The sequence below is a fragment of the Amycolatopsis sp. WGS_07 genome (assembly GCF_045278895.1).
Lineage (GTDB): Bacteria > Actinomycetota > Actinomycetes > Mycobacteriales > Pseudonocardiaceae > Amycolatopsis.
Genome location: NZ_CP136053.1, coordinates 3,054,592 through 3,072,018, shown reverse-complemented (window position 1 = coordinate 3,072,018; position 17,427 = coordinate 3,054,592). Strand labels below are relative to the sequence as shown.

The 17,427-nt window shown below is 69.3% G+C and carries 17 protein-coding genes; 4 read left to right on the top strand and 13 right to left on the bottom strand.

The annotated features are described in order from the left end of the window. Positions 1–56: 56 nt before the first annotated feature. The 3 genes from RPX00_RS14445 to RPX00_RS14435 are packed head-to-tail and all read right to left on the bottom strand — an operon-like array spanning position 57 to position 1,769. Complete coding sequence (locus RPX00_RS14445; protein ID WP_406640039.1) at positions 57–788, bottom strand: SDR family NAD(P)-dependent oxidoreductase; 732 nt, start codon at positions 786–788, stop codon at positions 57–59. After that, the gene (locus RPX00_RS14440) at positions 781–1,026 is read right to left on the bottom strand and encodes an acyl carrier protein (protein ID WP_406640037.1); all 246 of its coding nucleotides are present in this window, start codon (positions 1,024–1,026) and stop codon (positions 781–783) included. The genes RPX00_RS14445 and RPX00_RS14440 overlap by 8 nt, the downstream gene beginning before the upstream one ends. A gap of 11 nt (positions 1,027–1,037) precedes the next feature. Beyond that, on the bottom strand, positions 1,038–1,769 hold the full coding sequence (locus RPX00_RS14435) for a UDP-N-acetylglucosamine acyltransferase (RefSeq protein ID WP_406640036.1): 732 nt from the start codon (positions 1,767–1,769) through the stop codon (positions 1,038–1,040). 191 nt (positions 1,770–1,960) lie between these two features. On the opposite strand from RPX00_RS14435, the gene RPX00_RS14430 reads away from it, so the two are divergent. Together RPX00_RS14430 and RPX00_RS14425 are read left to right on the top strand one after the other, a co-directional pair. Continuing rightward, positions 1,961–3,067, top strand: a complete 1,107-nt coding sequence (locus tag RPX00_RS14430) for a DegT/DnrJ/EryC1/StrS family aminotransferase (RefSeq protein ID WP_406640035.1) — start codon at positions 1,961–1,963, stop codon at positions 3,065–3,067. Then, the gene (locus RPX00_RS14425; protein WP_406640034.1) at positions 3,064–4,017 is read left to right on the top strand and encodes a Gfo/Idh/MocA family protein; all 954 of its coding nucleotides are present in this window, start codon (positions 3,064–3,066) and stop codon (positions 4,015–4,017) included. Before RPX00_RS14430 ends, RPX00_RS14425 begins: the two co-directional genes overlap by 4 nt. A 2-nt stretch (positions 4,018–4,019) precedes the next feature. Here RPX00_RS14425 and RPX00_RS14420 read toward each other — a convergent pair whose 3' ends face one another. The 8 genes from RPX00_RS14420 to RPX00_RS14385 all read right to left on the bottom strand — a co-directional run bounded on the left by RPX00_RS14420 (position 4,020) and on the right by RPX00_RS14385 (position 10,518). Further along, positions 4,020–4,745, bottom strand: a complete 726-nt coding sequence (locus RPX00_RS14420; RefSeq protein WP_406640033.1) for a hypothetical protein — start codon at positions 4,743–4,745, stop codon at positions 4,020–4,022. Further along, positions 4,742–5,242 (bottom strand): SigE family RNA polymerase sigma factor, encoded by a 501-nt coding sequence (locus RPX00_RS14415; RefSeq protein ID WP_406640032.1) that lies wholly within the window; start codon positions 5,240–5,242, stop codon positions 4,742–4,744. Before RPX00_RS14415 ends, RPX00_RS14420 begins: the two co-directional genes overlap by 4 nt. Before the next feature lie 103 nt (positions 5,243–5,345). Further along, on the bottom strand, positions 5,346–5,888 hold the full coding sequence (locus RPX00_RS14410) for a Uma2 family endonuclease (RefSeq protein ID WP_406640031.1): 543 nt from the start codon (positions 5,886–5,888) through the stop codon (positions 5,346–5,348). Continuing rightward, complete coding sequence (locus tag RPX00_RS14405; protein ID WP_406640030.1) at positions 5,885–6,457, bottom strand: Uma2 family endonuclease; 573 nt, start codon at positions 6,455–6,457, stop codon at positions 5,885–5,887. Before RPX00_RS14405 ends, RPX00_RS14410 begins: the two co-directional genes overlap by 4 nt. Positions 6,458–6,541: 84 nt before the next feature. Next, positions 6,542–7,159: an acyltransferase gene (locus RPX00_RS14400; protein WP_406640029.1), complete on the bottom strand. Its 618-nt coding sequence runs from the start codon at positions 7,157–7,159 to the stop codon at positions 6,542–6,544. Further along, positions 7,159–8,376 (bottom strand): glycosyltransferase family 4 protein, encoded by a 1,218-nt coding sequence (locus RPX00_RS14395; protein ID WP_406640028.1) that lies wholly within the window; start codon positions 8,374–8,376, stop codon positions 7,159–7,161. Before RPX00_RS14395 ends, RPX00_RS14400 begins: the two co-directional genes overlap by 1 nt. Positions 8,377–8,413: 37 nt before the next feature. Next, positions 8,414–9,343 (bottom strand): NAD-dependent epimerase/dehydratase family protein, encoded by a 930-nt coding sequence (locus RPX00_RS14390; RefSeq protein ID WP_406640027.1) that lies wholly within the window; start codon positions 9,341–9,343, stop codon positions 8,414–8,416. A gap of 26 nt (positions 9,344–9,369) precedes the next feature. Beyond that, a complete protein-coding gene (locus RPX00_RS14385; RefSeq protein ID WP_406640026.1) occupies positions 9,370–10,518 on the bottom strand; it encodes a DegT/DnrJ/EryC1/StrS family aminotransferase in 1,149 nt (382 codons plus the stop codon). Between the two features lie 115 nt (positions 10,519–10,633). Here RPX00_RS14385 and RPX00_RS14380 point away from each other — a divergent pair, with 115 nt between their 5' ends. Together RPX00_RS14380 and lhgO are read left to right on the top strand one after the other, a co-directional pair. Then, positions 10,634–13,711: a BTAD domain-containing putative transcriptional regulator gene (locus RPX00_RS14380; RefSeq protein ID WP_406640025.1), complete on the top strand. Its 3,078-nt coding sequence runs from the start codon at positions 10,634–10,636 to the stop codon at positions 13,709–13,711. Positions 13,712–13,772: 61 nt separating this feature from the next. Continuing rightward, a complete protein-coding gene (lhgO, locus tag RPX00_RS14375; protein ID WP_406640023.1) occupies positions 13,773–14,957 on the top strand; it encodes an L-2-hydroxyglutarate oxidase in 1,185 nt (394 codons plus the stop codon). A gap of 25 nt (positions 14,958–14,982) precedes the next feature. Here lhgO and RPX00_RS14370 read toward each other — a convergent pair whose 3' ends face one another. After that, on the bottom strand, positions 14,983–15,984 hold the full coding sequence (locus RPX00_RS14370) for a DUF3558 family protein (RefSeq protein WP_406640021.1): 1,002 nt from the start codon (positions 15,982–15,984) through the stop codon (positions 14,983–14,985). A 99-nt stretch (positions 15,985–16,083) separates the two neighbouring features. After that, positions 16,084–17,352, bottom strand: coding sequence for a serine--tRNA ligase (gene serS / locus RPX00_RS14365; protein ID WP_406640020.1), 1,269 nt, complete (start codon positions 17,350–17,352; stop codon positions 16,084–16,086). Positions 17,353–17,427 lie beyond the last annotated feature (75 nt).

Sequence of the window (17,427 nt, the reverse complement as noted above, 5' to 3'; positions counted from 1 at the left end):
CGAACCTCCTCGTCGTGCTCGTGAGTGCGCGTGCCGGTAAGAACCGGCATCAGCACTCACAACACCAAGCCGCCGTCGATGCCAAGGACCTGGCCGGTCACGAAGGACGCCTCGTCGCTGGCCAGGAAGCGGATCGCCTTCGCGACCTCCTCGGCCTTGCCGAGCCTGCCCAGCGCGGTGTCCTCGATGCGCTCGGCGATGACCTTCTCGCCGAGGTGGGACGTCATGTCGGTTTCGATCACCCCGGGCGCGACCGCGTTGACCCGGATGTTGTGCCTGCCCAGCTCCTTCGCCGCGGACCGGGCGATATTGCCGACAGCGGCCTTGGACGCGGCGTACGCGGTCTGCCCCGCGCTGCCGTTCTCGCCGACGATCGAGGCCAGCAGGACGATCGCACCGGACTTGCGCCTGCTCATCACGCGCGACGCGGCCTGCACGGTGTTGATCGTGCCGCCGACGTTCGTCTTGAACATGCGGTCGACCAGGTCTTCGCTGATCATGCCGAGCAGCGCGTCCTCGAGAACCCCGGCGTTGGCGACGACGATGTCGAGCGCCCCGTGTTCCTTCGCGACGCCGCGCACCAGCGACGAAACCGCCTTCGCGTCGGTGACGTCGAGCGCGAGACCGGCAGTGGCTCCCGCCTCGGCGGCGACTTCCTTCGCCCGGCTTTCGTCCCGCCCGGTCAGCACGACGGTGGCGCCCGCTTCGACGAGCGCGCGCACGGTGGCCAGCCCGATTCCGCGCGTCCCGCCCGTGACGAGCGCGACGCGTCCGGTCAGATCAGTCATTCTTCGACACGAGGTCGGTGACCATGTCGACGGCGACCTTGAAGCTCGACATGTCGATCACCTGGTCGGTGTCGAATTCGATGTCGAACTCGTCCTCGATCGCGGCGACCAGCGCCATGTGGCCGACCGAATCCCACGCCTCGAGGTCGCGGTACTTGAGGTTCTCGACGTCCACGTCCCCGTCGAGGTCCAGCGCCTCGACGAAGACCTCGCGCAGCTTGGGGGCGACTTCCGACATCTTCACAGCTCCTAGTGTTCTTCGCGCGGGCGTGCGTCCCACGCCCTCACCAAGGTAGAGAGGTCTTCGGGCAGCCCGTCGTCCGGGAGGTCGCCTTTGCCCTTGACCCACGGGCCGAGGGCTTCGACGGCGGCCTCGTCCAGGCCGCGACGCGACAGGCCCACCGTATTGACGCCGGTCACCCGGGCCGGGTTGCCGACCGTGATGGTGAACGCACCCACCTCGCGGCGGACCGCCGAACCCATCCCGACCATCGCGCCGGGGCCGATGCTGCCGCCCTGGTGCACGACCGTGCCCATGCCGAGGTTCGCGAACGGCCAGACGTGCGTGTGTCCGCCGAGCATGACGTTGCAGGCGAGCGTGACCTGGTCGTCGACCAGCACGTCGTGCCCGATGTGGCTGCCGCGCAGCACGTAGCAGTCGTCGCCGAGCGTCGTGGCGCGCCAGGTGCCCTGCTGGATGCTGGTGTACTCGCGGATCCGGTTGCGGCTGCCGATGACGACGCCGTGGCCGTCCTGAGCCGGGTCGCCGGTCGGCCCGCCCTCCCAGGCGACCGGGTGCGGGCCCCCGCGATCCTCGCCAGGGGTGCCGATGGTCACGTGCGGGCCGATCCAGTTGCCGTCGCCGATGCGGGCCGGGCCGACGATGACCGTGTACGGGCCGATGACATTGCCTTCGCCCAGCTCAACGCCCTCGCCGAGGACTGCGGTGGGGTGGATCCGGTTGGGTGCCGCAGGTGACACAGTCGATGATCCGTTTCGTCGCTTCCGGCCGGGACGGCCTGGGGTCAAGGGCTGGCGGCGGCGCCCGGTAACGTGTGGCCCGCGTGCACGCAGGGCGTCCGGGCGCAGAACCGGTGGCTTTCCGGCCTCGCGGCCGGAGCGCCTAGCACTGTACCGGACGCATCGATTTCCCCAGCCGAGAGAGACTGCCGATGATCCCCATTACCGTGGTCGACGTCCGAGACGCGGAGGACCTGGTCGTCGAGGTGCTGCGATCCGGCGCCATCGCTCAGGGGCCGATGGTCAAGCGCTTCGAGGACGCGTTCGCGCACGTCGCGGGCACGAAGCACGCCATCGCCGTGAACAACGGGACGACCGCGCTCGTCGCGTCGCTGCAGGCGCTGGACCTTCAGCCGGGGGACGAGGTGGTCACCTCGCCGTTCACCTTCGTCGCGACGCTGAACGCGATTCTGGAGGCGGGCGCGACCGTCCGGTTCGCCGACATCCGGCGCGACGACTTCGCGATCGACTCCGACGCGGTCGCCGCGGCGGTCACCGACCGGACCAAGGTCCTGATGCCGGTGCACCTGTACGGCCAGACTGCGGACATGGGCAAGCTCGCGCCGCTCGCCGCCGAGCACGGGCTGCAGGTGATCGAGGACTCGGCGCAGGCCGTCGGCGCGTCGTTCGAGGGCAAGCAGGCCGGCTCGTACGGCATCGGCTGCTTCTCGCTGTACGCGACGAAGAACGTGACCACCGCCGAGGGCGGCGTGATCACCACGGACGACGACGAGCTGGCCGACAAGCTGCGCGTCATGCGCAACCAGGGCATGAAGGCCCGCTACCAGTACGAGATGGCCGGCCACAACTACCGGATGACCGACCTGCACGCCGCCGTCGGCATCCCGCAGCTGGAGAAGCTCGACCAGCTCACCGCGGCCCGCCAGGCCAACGCGAAGCGGCTGTCCGAGGGACTCGCCGGCACGCCGGGCCTCGAGGTGCCGCAGGTGCTGCCCGGCCGCGAGCACGTGTGGCACCAGTACACCGTGCTGGTCGGCCCGCACGCGATGCTCTCGCGCGAGGAGTTCGCCAGCGCGCTGACCGAACGCGGCATCGGCAACGGGATCTACTACCCGAAGATCGTCTTCGACTACGACTGCTACCGCGGCCACCCGCTGATCCCGGACGCCCGCGTCGAGGACTTCCCGGTGGCGTCCGCCGTTGCCGCGCAAGCGCTTTCGCTGCCGGTGCACCCGCGGCTGACCGAGTCCGAGCTGGACAAGATCATCGAGACCGTCCGCGAGGTGCTCGGCGCATGACACACCGCATCGCACTCGTCGGCACCGGCAACATGGGCTCGCTGCACGCGCGAGTCCTGTCCCAGAACGACCGGGTGGACCTCGCCCGCGTGATCGACCCGCGCGAGGAAGCCGGCCGCGCGGTCGCTGACCGGTACGAAACCGAGTGGACGCCGGAAATCGGCTCACTGTCCGATGTGGACGCTGTGGTACTCGCCTCGGCCACCGAGGTGCATTACGAGCTGGCGCAGGAGATTCTCGGCCAGGGCAAGCCGATGCTGGTCGAGAAGCCGGTGTGCAACAGCCTCGAGTTCTCGCAGGAAATCGTTGCCCTGTCGGCAAAGAAGGACGTCCCGCTGATGTGCGGGCTCCTGGAGCGCTACAACCCGGCCGTGATGACCGCGCGGGCGCTGGTGAACGAACCGGTGCACCTGATGGCGCGCCGGCACGGCCCGTACGCGCCGCGGATCAAGACCGGCGTCGCGTGGGACCTGCTGGTGCACGACGTCGACCTGGCGATCCAGTTCTTCGGCGGGGCTACGCCGGGCCGGGTCACCTCCAGCGCGGGCTACTTCCACCCGCAGTCGGTCACCGGGGCCGAGGACACCATCGAAACGGTGCTGTCGTTCCCGAACGGACTGGCCACCGTGTCGGCTTCGCGGCTGGCACAGCGCAAGGTCCGGTCGCTCACGGTGTCCGAACTGGACCGGATGGTGGAGATCGACCTGCTGCGCCGCGACGTGACGATCTACCGGCACGTCTCGCACGATTCGGTCACCCCGGACGGCCTCGGCTACCGGCAGCAGACCGTGATCGAGATCCCGGAGCTGGTCACCGCGCGCGAACCGCTGGCGACCCAACTGGACCGCTTCGTCGATCTGCTCGAGGGCAAGGTGGACGCGGACGTCGAGCGCGCGCTGATCCTGCCGTCGCACGAGGTCGTGGCCCAGGTGCTGGCCGAGGCAGCCTGACCTTATTTGGTGAGGCGTTTGCCGTCCGCGGAGTAGGCGACCAGCGGGCTCGCCCGCTCGGCGGACGGCACGTCGTCCTGGTCGAACCAGAACACGACCACATCCGGATCCTCGCTCCAGCGCGCGGTGTGCGCCGGTACCGCGCGACCGTCCACTGTGGTCTCGATGCGGGCGGCCGGTCCACTGAAATAGCCGTAGACCGGCACCCAGGTGTCGGAAATCGTGGTGCCGCCCGAGGTGGCGTGGAAGCCGAACGAGCGGTCTTTGCCGTCGGTTTCGTTGGCCAGGTAGAGCGGACGCAGGTCGCCGTCCGGTTCGTACAGGCTGGCCATGACTCCGAATTGGACGGCCGGGAGGTTCTCCGGGTCGTCGATTTCCGTTGCGTAGAAGACAAGTTCCGCGCCGTCGGTGTACGTGCCGGTGGAGATCACCTCGCCGAGGGGACGCGGCGCAGCCGGTGCCGGGCTCGATGAAGCCACACTCGTCACGACCGGCGGCGGCGACGCGGCCGCGTGTATCTGTTCCGGCGCACTGCCAGGCGAACGCAACCACACCGCCCCGAAGACGACCGCGACGACCGCCAACGCCGCGCCCGAGGAAGTCAGAAACCGCCGCCTCCTCCGGATCCGGCCGCCTTCTTTGAAAATCCGGTCGAGATCGGGCTCAGCAAACGGTTCCGCGGGCGGTTCCTGAAGCGCGGCGCGCAACCGGTCAAGTTCGTCCGTCACGCGGTCACCTCCCCGACCAGCGCGTCTCCGTCAACGCGCAGCTTCGCCAGCGCGCGCGAGTTGGTGCTCTTGACCGTGCCGACAGACACGCCCAATTCCTCGGCCACCTGGTGTTCCGGCAGATCGAAGAAATGCCGGAGAACCACTACGGCGCGTTCTCGCGCGGTGAGCCGGGCCAAGGCGTGGGAAAGCCATTCCCGATCGGTGACGGCGTGCGAGATGTCGGGCACCTTCGCCGGTTCCGGCATCTCCTCGGTGGCGTACTCGCGAATCGGCCGGCGCCAGATGTCGATGACGTGATTGGCGAGCACGCGCCGGGCGTAGGCGTAGGGGTTCTTCCGGCGCACCCGCGGCCAGGCGGCATAGGTGCGGGTGAAGGCGGTCTGAGCGGCGTCCTCGGCCTGATGACGGTCGCCGGTGAGCAGGTAGGCCGCGTGGGTGAGCCGGGCCGAACAGGACCGCACGAAGTCGGCGAACTCGTCGTCCCCGCGCACCATCCCACCCCTGCTTCCCGGTCCCGACCCGAAACGCGGCGGGCCTTGCTGTCCAGGTTACGGGTGAGCGAGGGATGCGTCGATGTAATGGCTGGTCAGTCTCGTCTCAACGCTGGGCACGCGGGTTGATGAGCGCGTTGAGATCGAGCTTCACCGGCGCGCCCGCGACCTCGAGCGCGACACTGCCGGAATGCTCACCGAAATTCTCGTAATCGCCGTCGATCAACCGGTAGGCAATCAGGCTGACCGGCGGGTCCAGATCGACAATCCAGTAATGCTCGATACCGGCATCGGCGTATTCGAAAAGCTTCGCACCTTCGTCGACGTGCTTCGTACCCGGCGAAAGCACCTCGATCACCAGCTCGGCATCGGCCGCCGCAATGCGTGGCGGGTTGGCCTCCGCGACCTCGGCCGACGTCACGACGACATCGGGGACACGGATCGTGAGCGGGTTCTCGCACAGGAGCAGCTCCGCCTCCGCGCCAGCGCTCATCTCCGGGCCGAACTGCTCGTCGAGAAGGAACGCCAACCGCGTGACTGACCGCAGGTGGAACCACATCGGACGCGGCGACGGGACTAGAACTCCGGCAACGACCTCGATCCGACTCTCCGGGTCTGCGAGGAGAACCGCCCATTGATCAAGGGTCAACGCTGGGCGCGCGGATCGATGAGCGCGTTGAGATCGAGCTTCACCGGCGTGCCCGCGACCTCCAGCGCCACGCTGCCAGAATGCTCACCGAAATTCTCGTAATCGCCATCGACCAACCGGTAAGCAATCAGGCTGACCGGCGGGTCCAAATCGACGATCCAGTAATGCTCGATACCGGCATCGGCATACTCAAACAGCTTCGCACCCTGATCGACGTCCTTGGTCCCCGGCGAAAGCACCTCGACCACCAGGGAAACGTCGCTCGCCCCGACCCGGGGGACATTGGCCTCGATGAGGTCCGACGGAGCGACCAACACGTCCGGCACCCGCACCGTAGGCGGGACCTCGGCCAGCACCGCTTCGAATTCTCCGACCGCGACCAGCTCCGGCGGCAGCTGCGTCGTCAGCAGATACGGCAATCTGCTGATGATCAGCTGGTGGAGCGACATCGGACGCGGCGACACGGACAGGACCCCTTCGACGACCTCGAACCGGACCTCCGGGTGTTCCGGCAGGTCCGCCCAGTCGTCAAGGGTCAGGAGGTGGTGAGGCCACTCAAGGACGCTCATGGGGTCTCCTTCACCGTCAGTGACTGAGAGCAGTGTCCCATGTTACCCGGAGCATCCGCCAGCGCCTCACGCACCGTGTCCGAGTCACTTCTCGCTGAAGTCTCCCGACGGGGAGCCCCAGCCGGACGGGTCGTCCGACAATGCGCGGCGGCGGGCGTTTTCCTCGCGGACCCGCTTCACCTCCGCCTCGATGTACTCCTCGTCGTACCGCTGGAACACGCGCGCTGGGTTGCCCGCCACCAACGAACGGGCCGGGACGTCCTTCGCGACCACCGAGTTCGGCTGCACCGTCGCGAAGTCACCGATCGTGACGCCCGGCATGATCACCACGAGGCCGCCGATAAAGCAGCCTTTGCCGATTTTCACCGGCTTGCGTTCGATCAAATCGCTGCCGGAATGGTTTTCCAGCGCCATGTTCGCGAGCCAGCTCGAATGCGTGAACACGAGCGTGTTCAGCCCGATGCTGGTGTGCTCGCCGATTTCCAGTCCGCCGCTGGCGTCGAGGGTCGCGCCCTCGCCGACCCAGCAGTGTTCGCCCATGGTGAGGTTGTCCGGGCTGACGATCTTGACCCGTTCGCGCACCCGGCACGATTCCGGCAGGCCATAGAACTTGGCCCGCTCGGCATCGTTCAGGTACTGCGAAACCACATCGTTGAGAATCATCGGGCGCAACCGGTTGCTGCGCTCGTCGTCGAAGAACATCAGTTGTCCGCCACCAGTTTCGTGAGCACTCGCAGGTGTTCCTCGGCCACTACGTCCAGTCCGAAGTTGTCCCGGACCATCGCGGCTTCCCGTTCCGCGATCCGCGCGCGTTCCTTCGGGTTGTCCAAAAGGGACAGTACGGTCGTCGCGACCGCCTCGGAATCGTTGGGCCGCACCAGCAGGATGTTCTCGCCGTTGTGCAGTTCGATGCCGGGGTAGTTGTCCTCAGTAACCGACGCGATGGTCGCCGTCCCGGACAGCATCGCTTCCAGTGACGCGGTGCCGCAGCCGCCGTTGAGATCGTGCGTCACGATGTCCGCGGCCGCGAAGTACGCGGGTACGTCCGCCTTCGGCACCGCGCCGGTGACGATCAGGGCGTCCGCTACGCCCAGTTCCTCGGCCCGGCGCTGGAAAGCGTCGTGGTACACCCGGCCGACGATCACCACGCGCAGGCCGGGGTGCCGTTCCAGGATCGCGGGCAGTGCCTCGATCAGCGGGAGCCGGTTGCGCAGCGGGATCACGTGTCCGAGCGACACGATCAGCGGCGCGTCCCCGATTTCCAGTTCCTCGCGCACGTCCTTGGTCACCGGCTTGGCGAAGTGCCCGGTGTCCACCGCGATCGGGAAGTACTCGGAGTTGTCGTCGCTCGTGCCGTAGCGCTCGACGCAGTAGTCCACGCCGAGCTTGTCGAGGATGACGTAGCGCGGGCGCAGGTACTTCAGCACCGGGTTCACCAGCATCGCGTCGAGCGCCCGGAACACCCGGCCGTACATCTTGTTCTCGCTGATCAGCAGCGTGTGGATGGTCAGCAGAACCGGCAGCTTGCGGCGGCGCGCGTACACGCCGACCATCCAGGACAGGTCGAAGAACTGCCCGTGCAGGTGCACCGCGTCCGGCTTGAACTCGTTCAGCAGCTTCCACAGCCGCCGCCAGTTGCCCGGCCGCATCGACGCGAACGTCATGTCGAAGTCGATCGACAGGCCGAGCTGCGGCATCTTCACCGCGGGCAGGCGCACGACGCGGTATCCGTCGCGCTCCTCTTCCGCCGGCGCGTCACCGTAGGCAGCGGTGATCGCCAGCACTTCGTGCCCGGCGGCGGCGTACTCGGCGGCCAGCGAGGCCGACATGTGCGCGCTTCCGCCCACTCGCGGCGGGAAGAAGTTGTTCACCACCACGATCCGCATGGGCTTTCCTTCGGCCGGGCCCGCAGTGCTCATTACGCATTCCCCTCGGAAGACGCGTCGGCGGAGAGGCTCACGCGGAGTCCCGCACCAGGGCGCGCATGCCTTCTTCGACGGTGATCTCCGGCTCCCAGCCGAGCACCTCGCGGGCCCGGGTGATGTCCGCGGCGCGGCGGGACACGAGGACGTCGCGCTTGTTGAACACCGGCTCGACGTCGACGCCGACGGCCTCGATCAGGATCTTCGCCAGGGTGGCGATCGAGGTGTCGATGCCGGTGCCGATGTTGATCGGCAGGTTCGACTGCTCCGACTCCAGCGCGGCGACGACGCCCTTGGCGAGGTCGGTGACGTGCACGAAGTCCATCGACTGGTCGCCCGCGCCGTCGATGATCGGCGGCTGGCCGGCGCGCAGGCGCTGGATGAAGTGGTTGATGACCGAGGTGTAGTACGCCTCGATCTTCTGGCCGGGGCCGTACACGTTGAAGAACCGCAGCGCGTTCCAGGAGAGGCCCTTGGTGCGCTCGTAGAAGCCGAGCAGGTCCTCGCCCGCGCGCTTGGAGATGCAGTACGGGGTGAGCGGGTTCAGCTTGTCGTCCTCGTGCATCGGCAGCCGCTCCGGCTCGCCGTACACCGAGGCGCTGGAGGCGAACACCAGGCGCTCGACGCCCTCGTCGGCAGCGGCCGCGAAGACGTTGTTGTTGCCGACCATGTTGATGTCGATCGACTCGCCCGGGTCCGCGATCGACTTGTTGATCGACACGGTGGCGAAGTGGATCGCGTGCGTGCAGCCGCGCATGGCCTCGCGGACGCCGACGCCGTAGCGCACGTCCTTCTCGACCAGTTCGACCTTGCCGGTGGCGACGAACTCGTTGACGCGGTCACGGTCGCCGCGGGTCATGTTGTCGAAGATGCGGACCGTGTAGTCCTTCTCCAGCAGGATCGGGATCACGTGCGAGGCGATGAAACCGCCGGCACCGGTGAAGAAAACTTTCTTGTCGGACATGGGTTCTCCTCAGGAAGGTCGGCGGGTCAGGAAAGGGCGGACACGGCTTCGCGCACGGTGGTGACCACGCGCTCGACTTCGCTGTCGGTGAGTTCCGCGTGCATCGGGATCGCCAGCTGGCGGCGGAAGGCGTCGGCGGAGACGGGCAGCGGCTGCTGCTCGCCGTACACCGGCTGCAGGTGCGAGGCGTAGGTGCCGAAGTTGCACTGGACGCCCTGCTCGCGGATCCGCAGGGCCAGCGCGTCGCGGCTGATCTCCGGGGCCACCGTGATCAAGTATGCCTGCCACGGGTGCTCGCGGTCGGGGGCTTCGACCGGCACGGTCAGCGCGTCGACATCCTCGAACGCCTCGTGGTAGCGCTTGGCCACCGAGCGGCGGGCGGCGAGCAGGTCGGGCAGCCGGTCCAGCTGCACGCCCATGATCGCGGCCTGGATGTCCGACAGCCGGAAGTTCCAGCCAAGCTCGTGGAAGGACGGGATCGGCAGCGCGTCCGAGCCTTCGCGGCTGATCGCGGGCTCGATGCCGTAGGTGTGGATCTTGCGCGCGTGCGCGATCAGGTCCTCGCGGTCGGAGACCAGCGCGCCGCCCTCGCCCGCGGTGATGCCCTTGCGGCCGTGGAAGGAGAACGCGGCGAGGTCGGCGAGGCTGCCCGCCGGGCGGTTGCGGTAGGTCGCGCCCGCGGAGCAGGCGGCGTCCTCGAACAGCCACAGGCCGTGCTTGTCGGCGATCGCGCGGTACTCGTCGAAGTCGCCGGGCTGGCCCGCGACGTCGACCGCCAGGATGCCGACCGTGCGCGGCGTGATCAGCGCCTCGATCGCGGCCGGGTCGGCGCTGAAGAGGTCCGGGCGGATGTCGGCGAACACCGGCTTCGCCCCGGCCTGCAGCACGGCGTGGCCGGTGGCGGGGAACGTGTAGTCCCCGACGATCACCTCGTCGCCGGGCTGGACGCCGAGCACCTTCAGGCCCAGGAAAAGGGCGGAGCCGCAGTTGCTGGTGGTCAGAGCGTGCGCGGTGCCGGTGACCTGCGCGAACCGCTCCTCGAAGCGACGGCACGCCGGGCCCGCGCCGGCCAGCCAGCCGGAACGGAACACTTCGGCGACGGCGGCAAGCTCCTCGTCGCCGACGGTCGGCTTCCCGAGCAGGACGGGTTCGCCCACTGTAGATCTCCTGTGCATCGGGGTGTCCCGCATTGCGCGGGGTCGCGCCGAAGTGTATAGAAGTCGCGCTTGACGTCCTTTTCGGGGACGGAACCCGCCGGTAAGCACCCGATCGGGGGCTTAGGCTCACGGAATGCGGATCGGGGTGCTGGGGGCCGTCGTCGCGTGGGACGGCGCGGGCGGGACGGTCGCGGTCGGCGGCCCGCGAGGCCGGGCGCTGCTGGCGTTGCTCGCGGCGGACGCCGGCCGGTTCGTGTCCGCCGAGCGGCTCATCGACGGGCTCTACGGCGAGGAGCCGCCCGACGGCGCGGCGAACGCGCTCCAGTCGCAGGTGTCGCGGCTGCGCGGCGCGCTGAAACTGCCGATCGAATTCACCTCGGCGGGGTACCGCCTCCGGATCGAACCGGACGAAGTGGACGCGCACCGCTTCGAGCGGCTGGCCGGCGAGGGCCGCCGCGAGCTGGCCGCGGGCGATCCGACGCGGGCCAGCGACCTGCTCGGCGAGGCGCTGGCGCTGTGGCGCGGGCCGGCGTTCGCTGACGTCCCCGCCGCTGAGGTCCAGGCCACGCGGCTCACTGAGCTACGGGCTGAGGCGGCGGCCGACCGGGTCGACGCGGAGATCTCGCTCGGCCGCGCCGCGGAGGTCATCGACGAACTGCGCACCGCGATCGCCGAACACCCGCTGCGCGAACGGCCGCGAGCCCAGCTCGTGCGGGCGCTGCACGCGGCTGGCCGGACCGCCGAGGCGCTCGCCGCGTTCGAGGACGCCCGCCGCACGCTCGCCGACGAGCTGGGCGCGGACCCTGGTCCAGACCTGTCCGAGGCGCATCTGGCCGCCCTGCGCGGCGAGTCGGCGAACTCCGCGACGCCCTTGCCCGCGCAGCTCACCAGCTTCGTCGGCCGCGACAGCGAACTGCGGCAGGTCGCGGATCTCCTGCGGCACGCCCGGCTCGTCACGCTGCTCGGTCCGGGCGGGACCGGCAAGACCCGGCTGGCCATCGAGGCCGCGGCGGACGCGGGTCCGTGCGTCTTCGTGGAGCTGGCCCCGCACGTCGCCGACGACGTTCCCCAGGCCGCGCTCACCGCGCTCGGCCTGCGCGAAGGGGCCCGCGGCCGCCAGGACCCCGTCGACCGCCTCGTGTCGACCTTGCGCGACCAGGCAACGCTGCTGGTACTGGATAACTGCGAGCACGTCATCGCCGCTGCGGCCCGGTTGGTCGCGCAGCTGCTGCCAGCGTGCCCAGGTTTGCGCGTGCTGGCGACGAGCCGGGAACCGCTTGGCATCACCGGAGAACAGCTCGCGCCGGTCCCCCGGCTCGCCGTTCCGCCGCCGGACGCCGAGGCCGCGGAGACCTATCCCGCGGTCCGGCTGTTCCTCGACCGCGCTCGGGCGAGCGACCCGGCCTTCCGGCTGACCGACGAAACGACACCCGACGTCATCCGGATCTGCGCCGCGCTCGACGGCCTCCCGCTCGCGCTGGAACTGGCCGCCGCCCGCGTACGCACGCTGCCGGTCGCCGACATCGCCGCCCGGCTCGACGATCGCTTCCAGCTCCTCGCCCGAGGCAGCCGGACCGCGGACGAGCGGCACCGGTCGCTGCGGGGCGTCGTGGAGTGGAGCTGGGATCTCCTCGATGATGACGAACGCCGCCTCGCCCGCCGCCTGACTGTCTTCACCGGCGGCGCGACGCTCGCGTACGCCGAGCAGGTATGCGACGCCCCGGTCGACCTGCTCCCCGAACTCGCCGACAAGTCGTTGGTGGAACCTTCGAGCGGGCGCTACCGGATGCTGGAGACGATCCGCGCCTTCTGTGCGGAGAAGCTCGACGAAGCCGGCGAGACCGAACGCTTCCGGCACGCGCACGCACAGGCTTTCCTGCGTCTCGTGGAAGAAGCCGACCCGAAGCTGCGTACTGCGGAACAGCTGGACTGGCTGCGCAAAATCGACGCCGAATACGACAACATCGTGGCCGCGCTCCGGTGGTCCGCCGCTGCGGATCCGTCGACCGCCTTGCGAATCTCCACCGCGCTCTCGATGTATTGGTGGCTGCGCGGACGACGTTACGAAGGCGCGGCGCTGGCGCGGGAAATCGTGCGGCACTGCGCGGCGGAACCGCCGGAGGGACACCGCGAGCAATTCCTCATGTGCCTGCTGACCGCGATGGCTGGCGCTCCCGAAGCCGCCGAGACGGCGAGCTACCGGTCCTATGTGGAGCAGTACTTAGTGGACAGAGCGTGGGCCGCGGAGCATCCGATGATGCTCATGCTGTCCGGTGTCGTGCTCGGCCCGCCGGAGGACGATGACGCGCGGCTCCAACTGTCCGGGCTCCAGCAACATCGCGACCCGTGGCTCACCGCGCTCGTGCCGATGGGCGACGGACTGCGCGCGATGCTCGCCGGAGAACTGGACGAAGCCGAGCGTGGCTTGCGAGAAGGCGAAGCGCGCTACCGGGAACTCGGCGAACGCTGGGGCCTGTCGATGGCGCTCGATCACCTGTCGCAGCTGCTGGTTTTGCGCGGACGGCACGAGGAAGCGCTCGCCGCGATGACCGAATCCCTGACCCTCATGCAGACCCTCGGCGCGACCGACGACTACGCGGACCTGCTCTGCCGACGCGGCGACAGCCGAGCGTTGCGCGGCGATCTCGACGGAGCTAAGGCCGATTACGAGCGGACCATCGAGCTGGCCAGCCGCACCGGCATGCCCGAGACGCGTGCCAGCGGCCACGTCGGGCTGTCCGGTCTCGCCCGGCGCTCCGGCGATCTGACCCGCGCGCGAAAGCTCGCCGAGCAAGCCCTCGCCGAATGCGCGGCGGACTCGTTCTCGGCCGCCATCGTGCGGGCGAACGCGTCGATCGCGCTCGGCTGGATCGACGTGGCCGAGCACCGCCCGGCGGACGCCCGCGAGCGGATGCGGCTCGGGGTCGAGACCGCGCACCGCTGGCATGACCACGGGTCACTGGCCACCGCGTTCGAGGGCGTCGCCGGAGTGTTCGCCGAGGAGGGCGGGTACGCCGACGCCGCCACTCTGCTCGGCGCGGCGGCCGCGGTGCGCGGGACCGCCGTGCCCGGGCAGCACGATGTCGCGCAGGTCACCGCGGTCACGGAGAAGGCGCTCGGACCGGACGGGTTCGCCGCCGCTTACACCGCCGGTAAGCAGCTTGAACCGCATCAACGGCTCGTGTTGGCCGGATTGTCCCCGGTTCAGTGAACCGGTACCACGCCGTCGGGGGGTACGCAGCGCCGCCGGAGAGCGCGTAGCCTTCCCTGCCGTGCGGAACGTCGTTGTGATCGGTGGGGGAATCGTCGGGCTGGCGGTCGCGTGGGAGCTTTCCCAGCGCGGTCAGGACGTGACGGTGCTCGAAAAGGAAGCTCGCTGGGCAGCGCACCAGACCGGGCACAACTCCAATGTCGTGCACGCTGGGCTCTACTACAAGCCGGGTTCGTTCAAGGCGCGGATGTCGGTCGGCGGCAACCGGTCCATTGTGGATTTCGCCAGGCAGTACGGGGTGCCGGTGCAGGTGTGCGGCAAGCTCGTGGTGGCCACGCGCGAGGAGGAGATCCCCGCGCTGGACACGCTCGCCGAGCGGGCCGAGGCCAACGGCGTGCCCGCCAAGCGGATCACCCCGGCGGAGGCCCGCGAGTACGAGCCGGAGGTCTCCTGCGTCGCCGCGCTGCGCGTCGAGTCGACCGGGATCATCGACTTCCCGGCCGTGTGCGCAGCACTCGTGCGACTGCTCGACGAGGCGGACGCGGACCTGCGGCTGAACACCCCCGCGCTCGGCATCCGCCCGGCCCGCGGCGGCGGAGTCGAGGTGGCCACCGGCTCCGAGGTGCTGCACGCGGACGCACTGGTCAACTGCGCCGGCCTGCAGGCGGACCGCGTCGCCGAACTGGCCGGTCTCAAGCCGAGCGCGCGCATCGTGCCGTTCCGCGGCGAGTACTACGAGCTGAAGCCGGAGCGCCGCCACCTCGTGCGCGGCCTGATCTACCCGGTGCCGGATCCGACGCTGCCGTTCCTCGGCGTGCACCTGACCCGGATGCTGGACGGCAGCGTCCACGCGGGCCCGAACGCGGTGCTCGCGCTGCGCCGCGAGGGCTACCGCTGGGCGGACGTGTCGGTGAAGGATCTCGCCGACGTCGCCCGCTTCCCCGGTGCCTGGAAGCTCGCCCGCAAGTACGCGTACCCGACCGGTCTGGAGGAGGTGCTGCGGTCGTTCTCGAAGAAGCGCTTCGCGGCCAGCCTCGCGCAGCTCGTGCCCGCGGTCACCGAGGACGACATCGTCCGCCACGGCTCCGGCGTGCGCGCGCAGGCGCTGCGCCCGGACGGCTCGCTGGTGGACGACTTCCTGATCGAGTCCACAAAGGACCAGGTGCATGTGCTCAACGCACCGAGCCCGGCGGCGACGAGCGCGCTGGAGATCGCCAAGTACATCGCCGACCGGGTCACCGACTGAACCGGCTGGTCCGGCTGGTTCGGCTTCAGCCGGCCAGATTCCCGGACACCATCGGGATTCCGGCCTTGATCGCGTCACAAGCCTTGGCTGGATCGGCGAGCTGTCCGCTCACGATCTGGATCGAGGCGGTGTCCGAAACCGCGAGCCCGGCCGCGCAGATCACGCCGCCGGAATCGTTGAAGTTCGGGAACAGCGACCACTTCCGCCCGTTCGCGTCGATCTGCTCGGTCGGCGCGACGTCCATGCCCGGCCAGCGTTTCAGCGGCACGTCCGGACCGACCCACACCTCGAACGGCTTCTGCCCGCCGTCGCCGTCGGTGTCTTTCCACAGGCAGTAGGTCACGTTCGGCGAGATGACCTTGGAACTGTCCAGCTCGCCCTTCGGCACCATCTTCAGCTGCTGCGCCTGCTCCGGCTTCAGCAGCTGACACGGATTGACCGACGCGAGCGGCCCCGTCGGCGCGGTGCCCTCCGGCGGGGTGCTCGGTGCGATCGACGGCGCGGGCTGCCCGCCCGGCAGATGCGCGGAGACCTGCGGCACGACCTTCTTCGAGCGCTCGCAAGCCTGCGCGTCGTCCGGATAGGACACACTCACGAAGACGAACGACTTCGGCGAAAGCGTCGTGTACAGGTCGCAGCTGCCGCCCATGAACGCGGCATAGCGGGTCCACTGGAACCCGCCGAGCTGCACCGGATCGGCCTTCTTGATCGCGCCCTGGAGGTAGTCGTCGAGGCTCAGGTCGACCGACCAGCCGACGGACATGACGACCGTGTGGTCGGTGTCCGTCCCGGTCCACAGGCACATCGCGGGCGCGCGCTGTTCCTTGCGCGCCTTGACCAGCTTGCCCTGCGGCTTGTAGCCAAGCCCGGCGAGCTGCTGCGCGTCGAGCAGCGTGCACGGATCGACGACCGGCGTGACCGGCCCCTGCCCCGGCACCGGCGAAGCCACGCCGCTCACCTGCTGCGTGCACCCGGCGAGCAGCATCGCGACCGCCGCCATGGCGACCGCCGCACCTTTGAACCTCATCGGCTGATTCCTCCTCCGCACCGCATCGCACCCTACTGACCAGCGCGGTTCCGCACCTGCGGAACGGGGAGGATCAACCCGGCGATCGCGACGGGAAACTCAGCGCTTGACCGGCTCCAGCACCTCAAGCCCGCCGAGGAACGGACGCAGCGCCACCGGCACCCGGACCGAACCGTCCGCCTGCTGGTGGTTTTCCACGATCGCGACGATCCAGCGCGTGGTCGCCAGCGTGCCGTTCAGCGTGGCGGCCGTTTGCGGTTTGCCGTTGTCGTCGCGGTAGCGGACGGACAGCCGGCGGGCCTGGAACGTGGTGCAGTTGGACGTCGACGTCAGCTCGCGGTAGGTGTCCTGCGTCGGGACCCACGCCTCGCAGTCGTACTTGCGGTAGGCGGACGTGCCGAGGTCGCCGGTCGCGGTGTCGATGACCCGGTACGGGACCTCGATCGCGGCGAGCATGTCCTCTTCCCAGCCGAGCAGGCGCTCGTGCTCGGCCTCGGCGTCCTCCGGCTTCGCGAAGACGAACATCTCGACCTTGTCGAACTGGTGCACCCGGATGATGCCGCGGGTGTCCTTGCCGTACGACCCGGCCTCGCGGCGGTAGCACGACGACCAGCCGGCGTAACGGCGCGGACCGGCACCGAGGTCGAGGATCTCGTCCGAGTGGTAGCCCGCGAGCGGGACCTCCGACGTGCCCACGAGGTACAGGTCGTCGTCGCGCAGCCGGTACACCTCCGACGAGTGCGCGCCGAGGAAGCCGGTGCCGCCCATGATCTCCGGGCGGACCAGCGACGGCGTGATCATCGGCGTGAAGCCGTTCGCCATCGCGCGCGCCACGGCCATGTTCAGCAGCGCGAGCTGCAGCTGCGCGCCGACGCCGGACAGGAAGTAGAACCGCGAGCCCGAAACCTTCGCGCCGCGCTCCATGTCGAGCGCGCCGAGGCCTTCCATCAGGTCGAGGTGGTCGCGCGGGGTGAAATTGAACGACGGCACCTCGCCGACGGTCTTCAGCACCGCGAAGTCGTCCTCGCCGCCGATCGGCGCGTCCGGGTGCACCAGGTTCGGCAGGACGCGGAACAGCTTGTCGAACTCCTCCGACGCCTCGTTCTGCTCGACCTCGGCGGCCTTGACCTGCGCCGACAGGTCCTTGGCGCGGGCGAGCAGCTCGGGTTTCTCGTCGGCCGAGGCCTTCGGCACCTGCTTGGACACGGACTTCTGCTCGGCCCGCAGTTTGTCGGCGGTCGCGATCGCAGAGCGGCGGCGCGTGTCGAGGTCGAGCAGCTTGTCGACCACTCCCTCGTCCTCGCCACGGGCACGCTGCGACGCGCGCACGGCTTCCGGGTCTTCGCGCAGAGTCCTGGGGTCAATCACGGACAGAAGGGTAGTCGCAGGCCAGCCTCGACTTCGACGCGGTTTCCCGTACACACTGTGCGGCGCCCCGAAGAC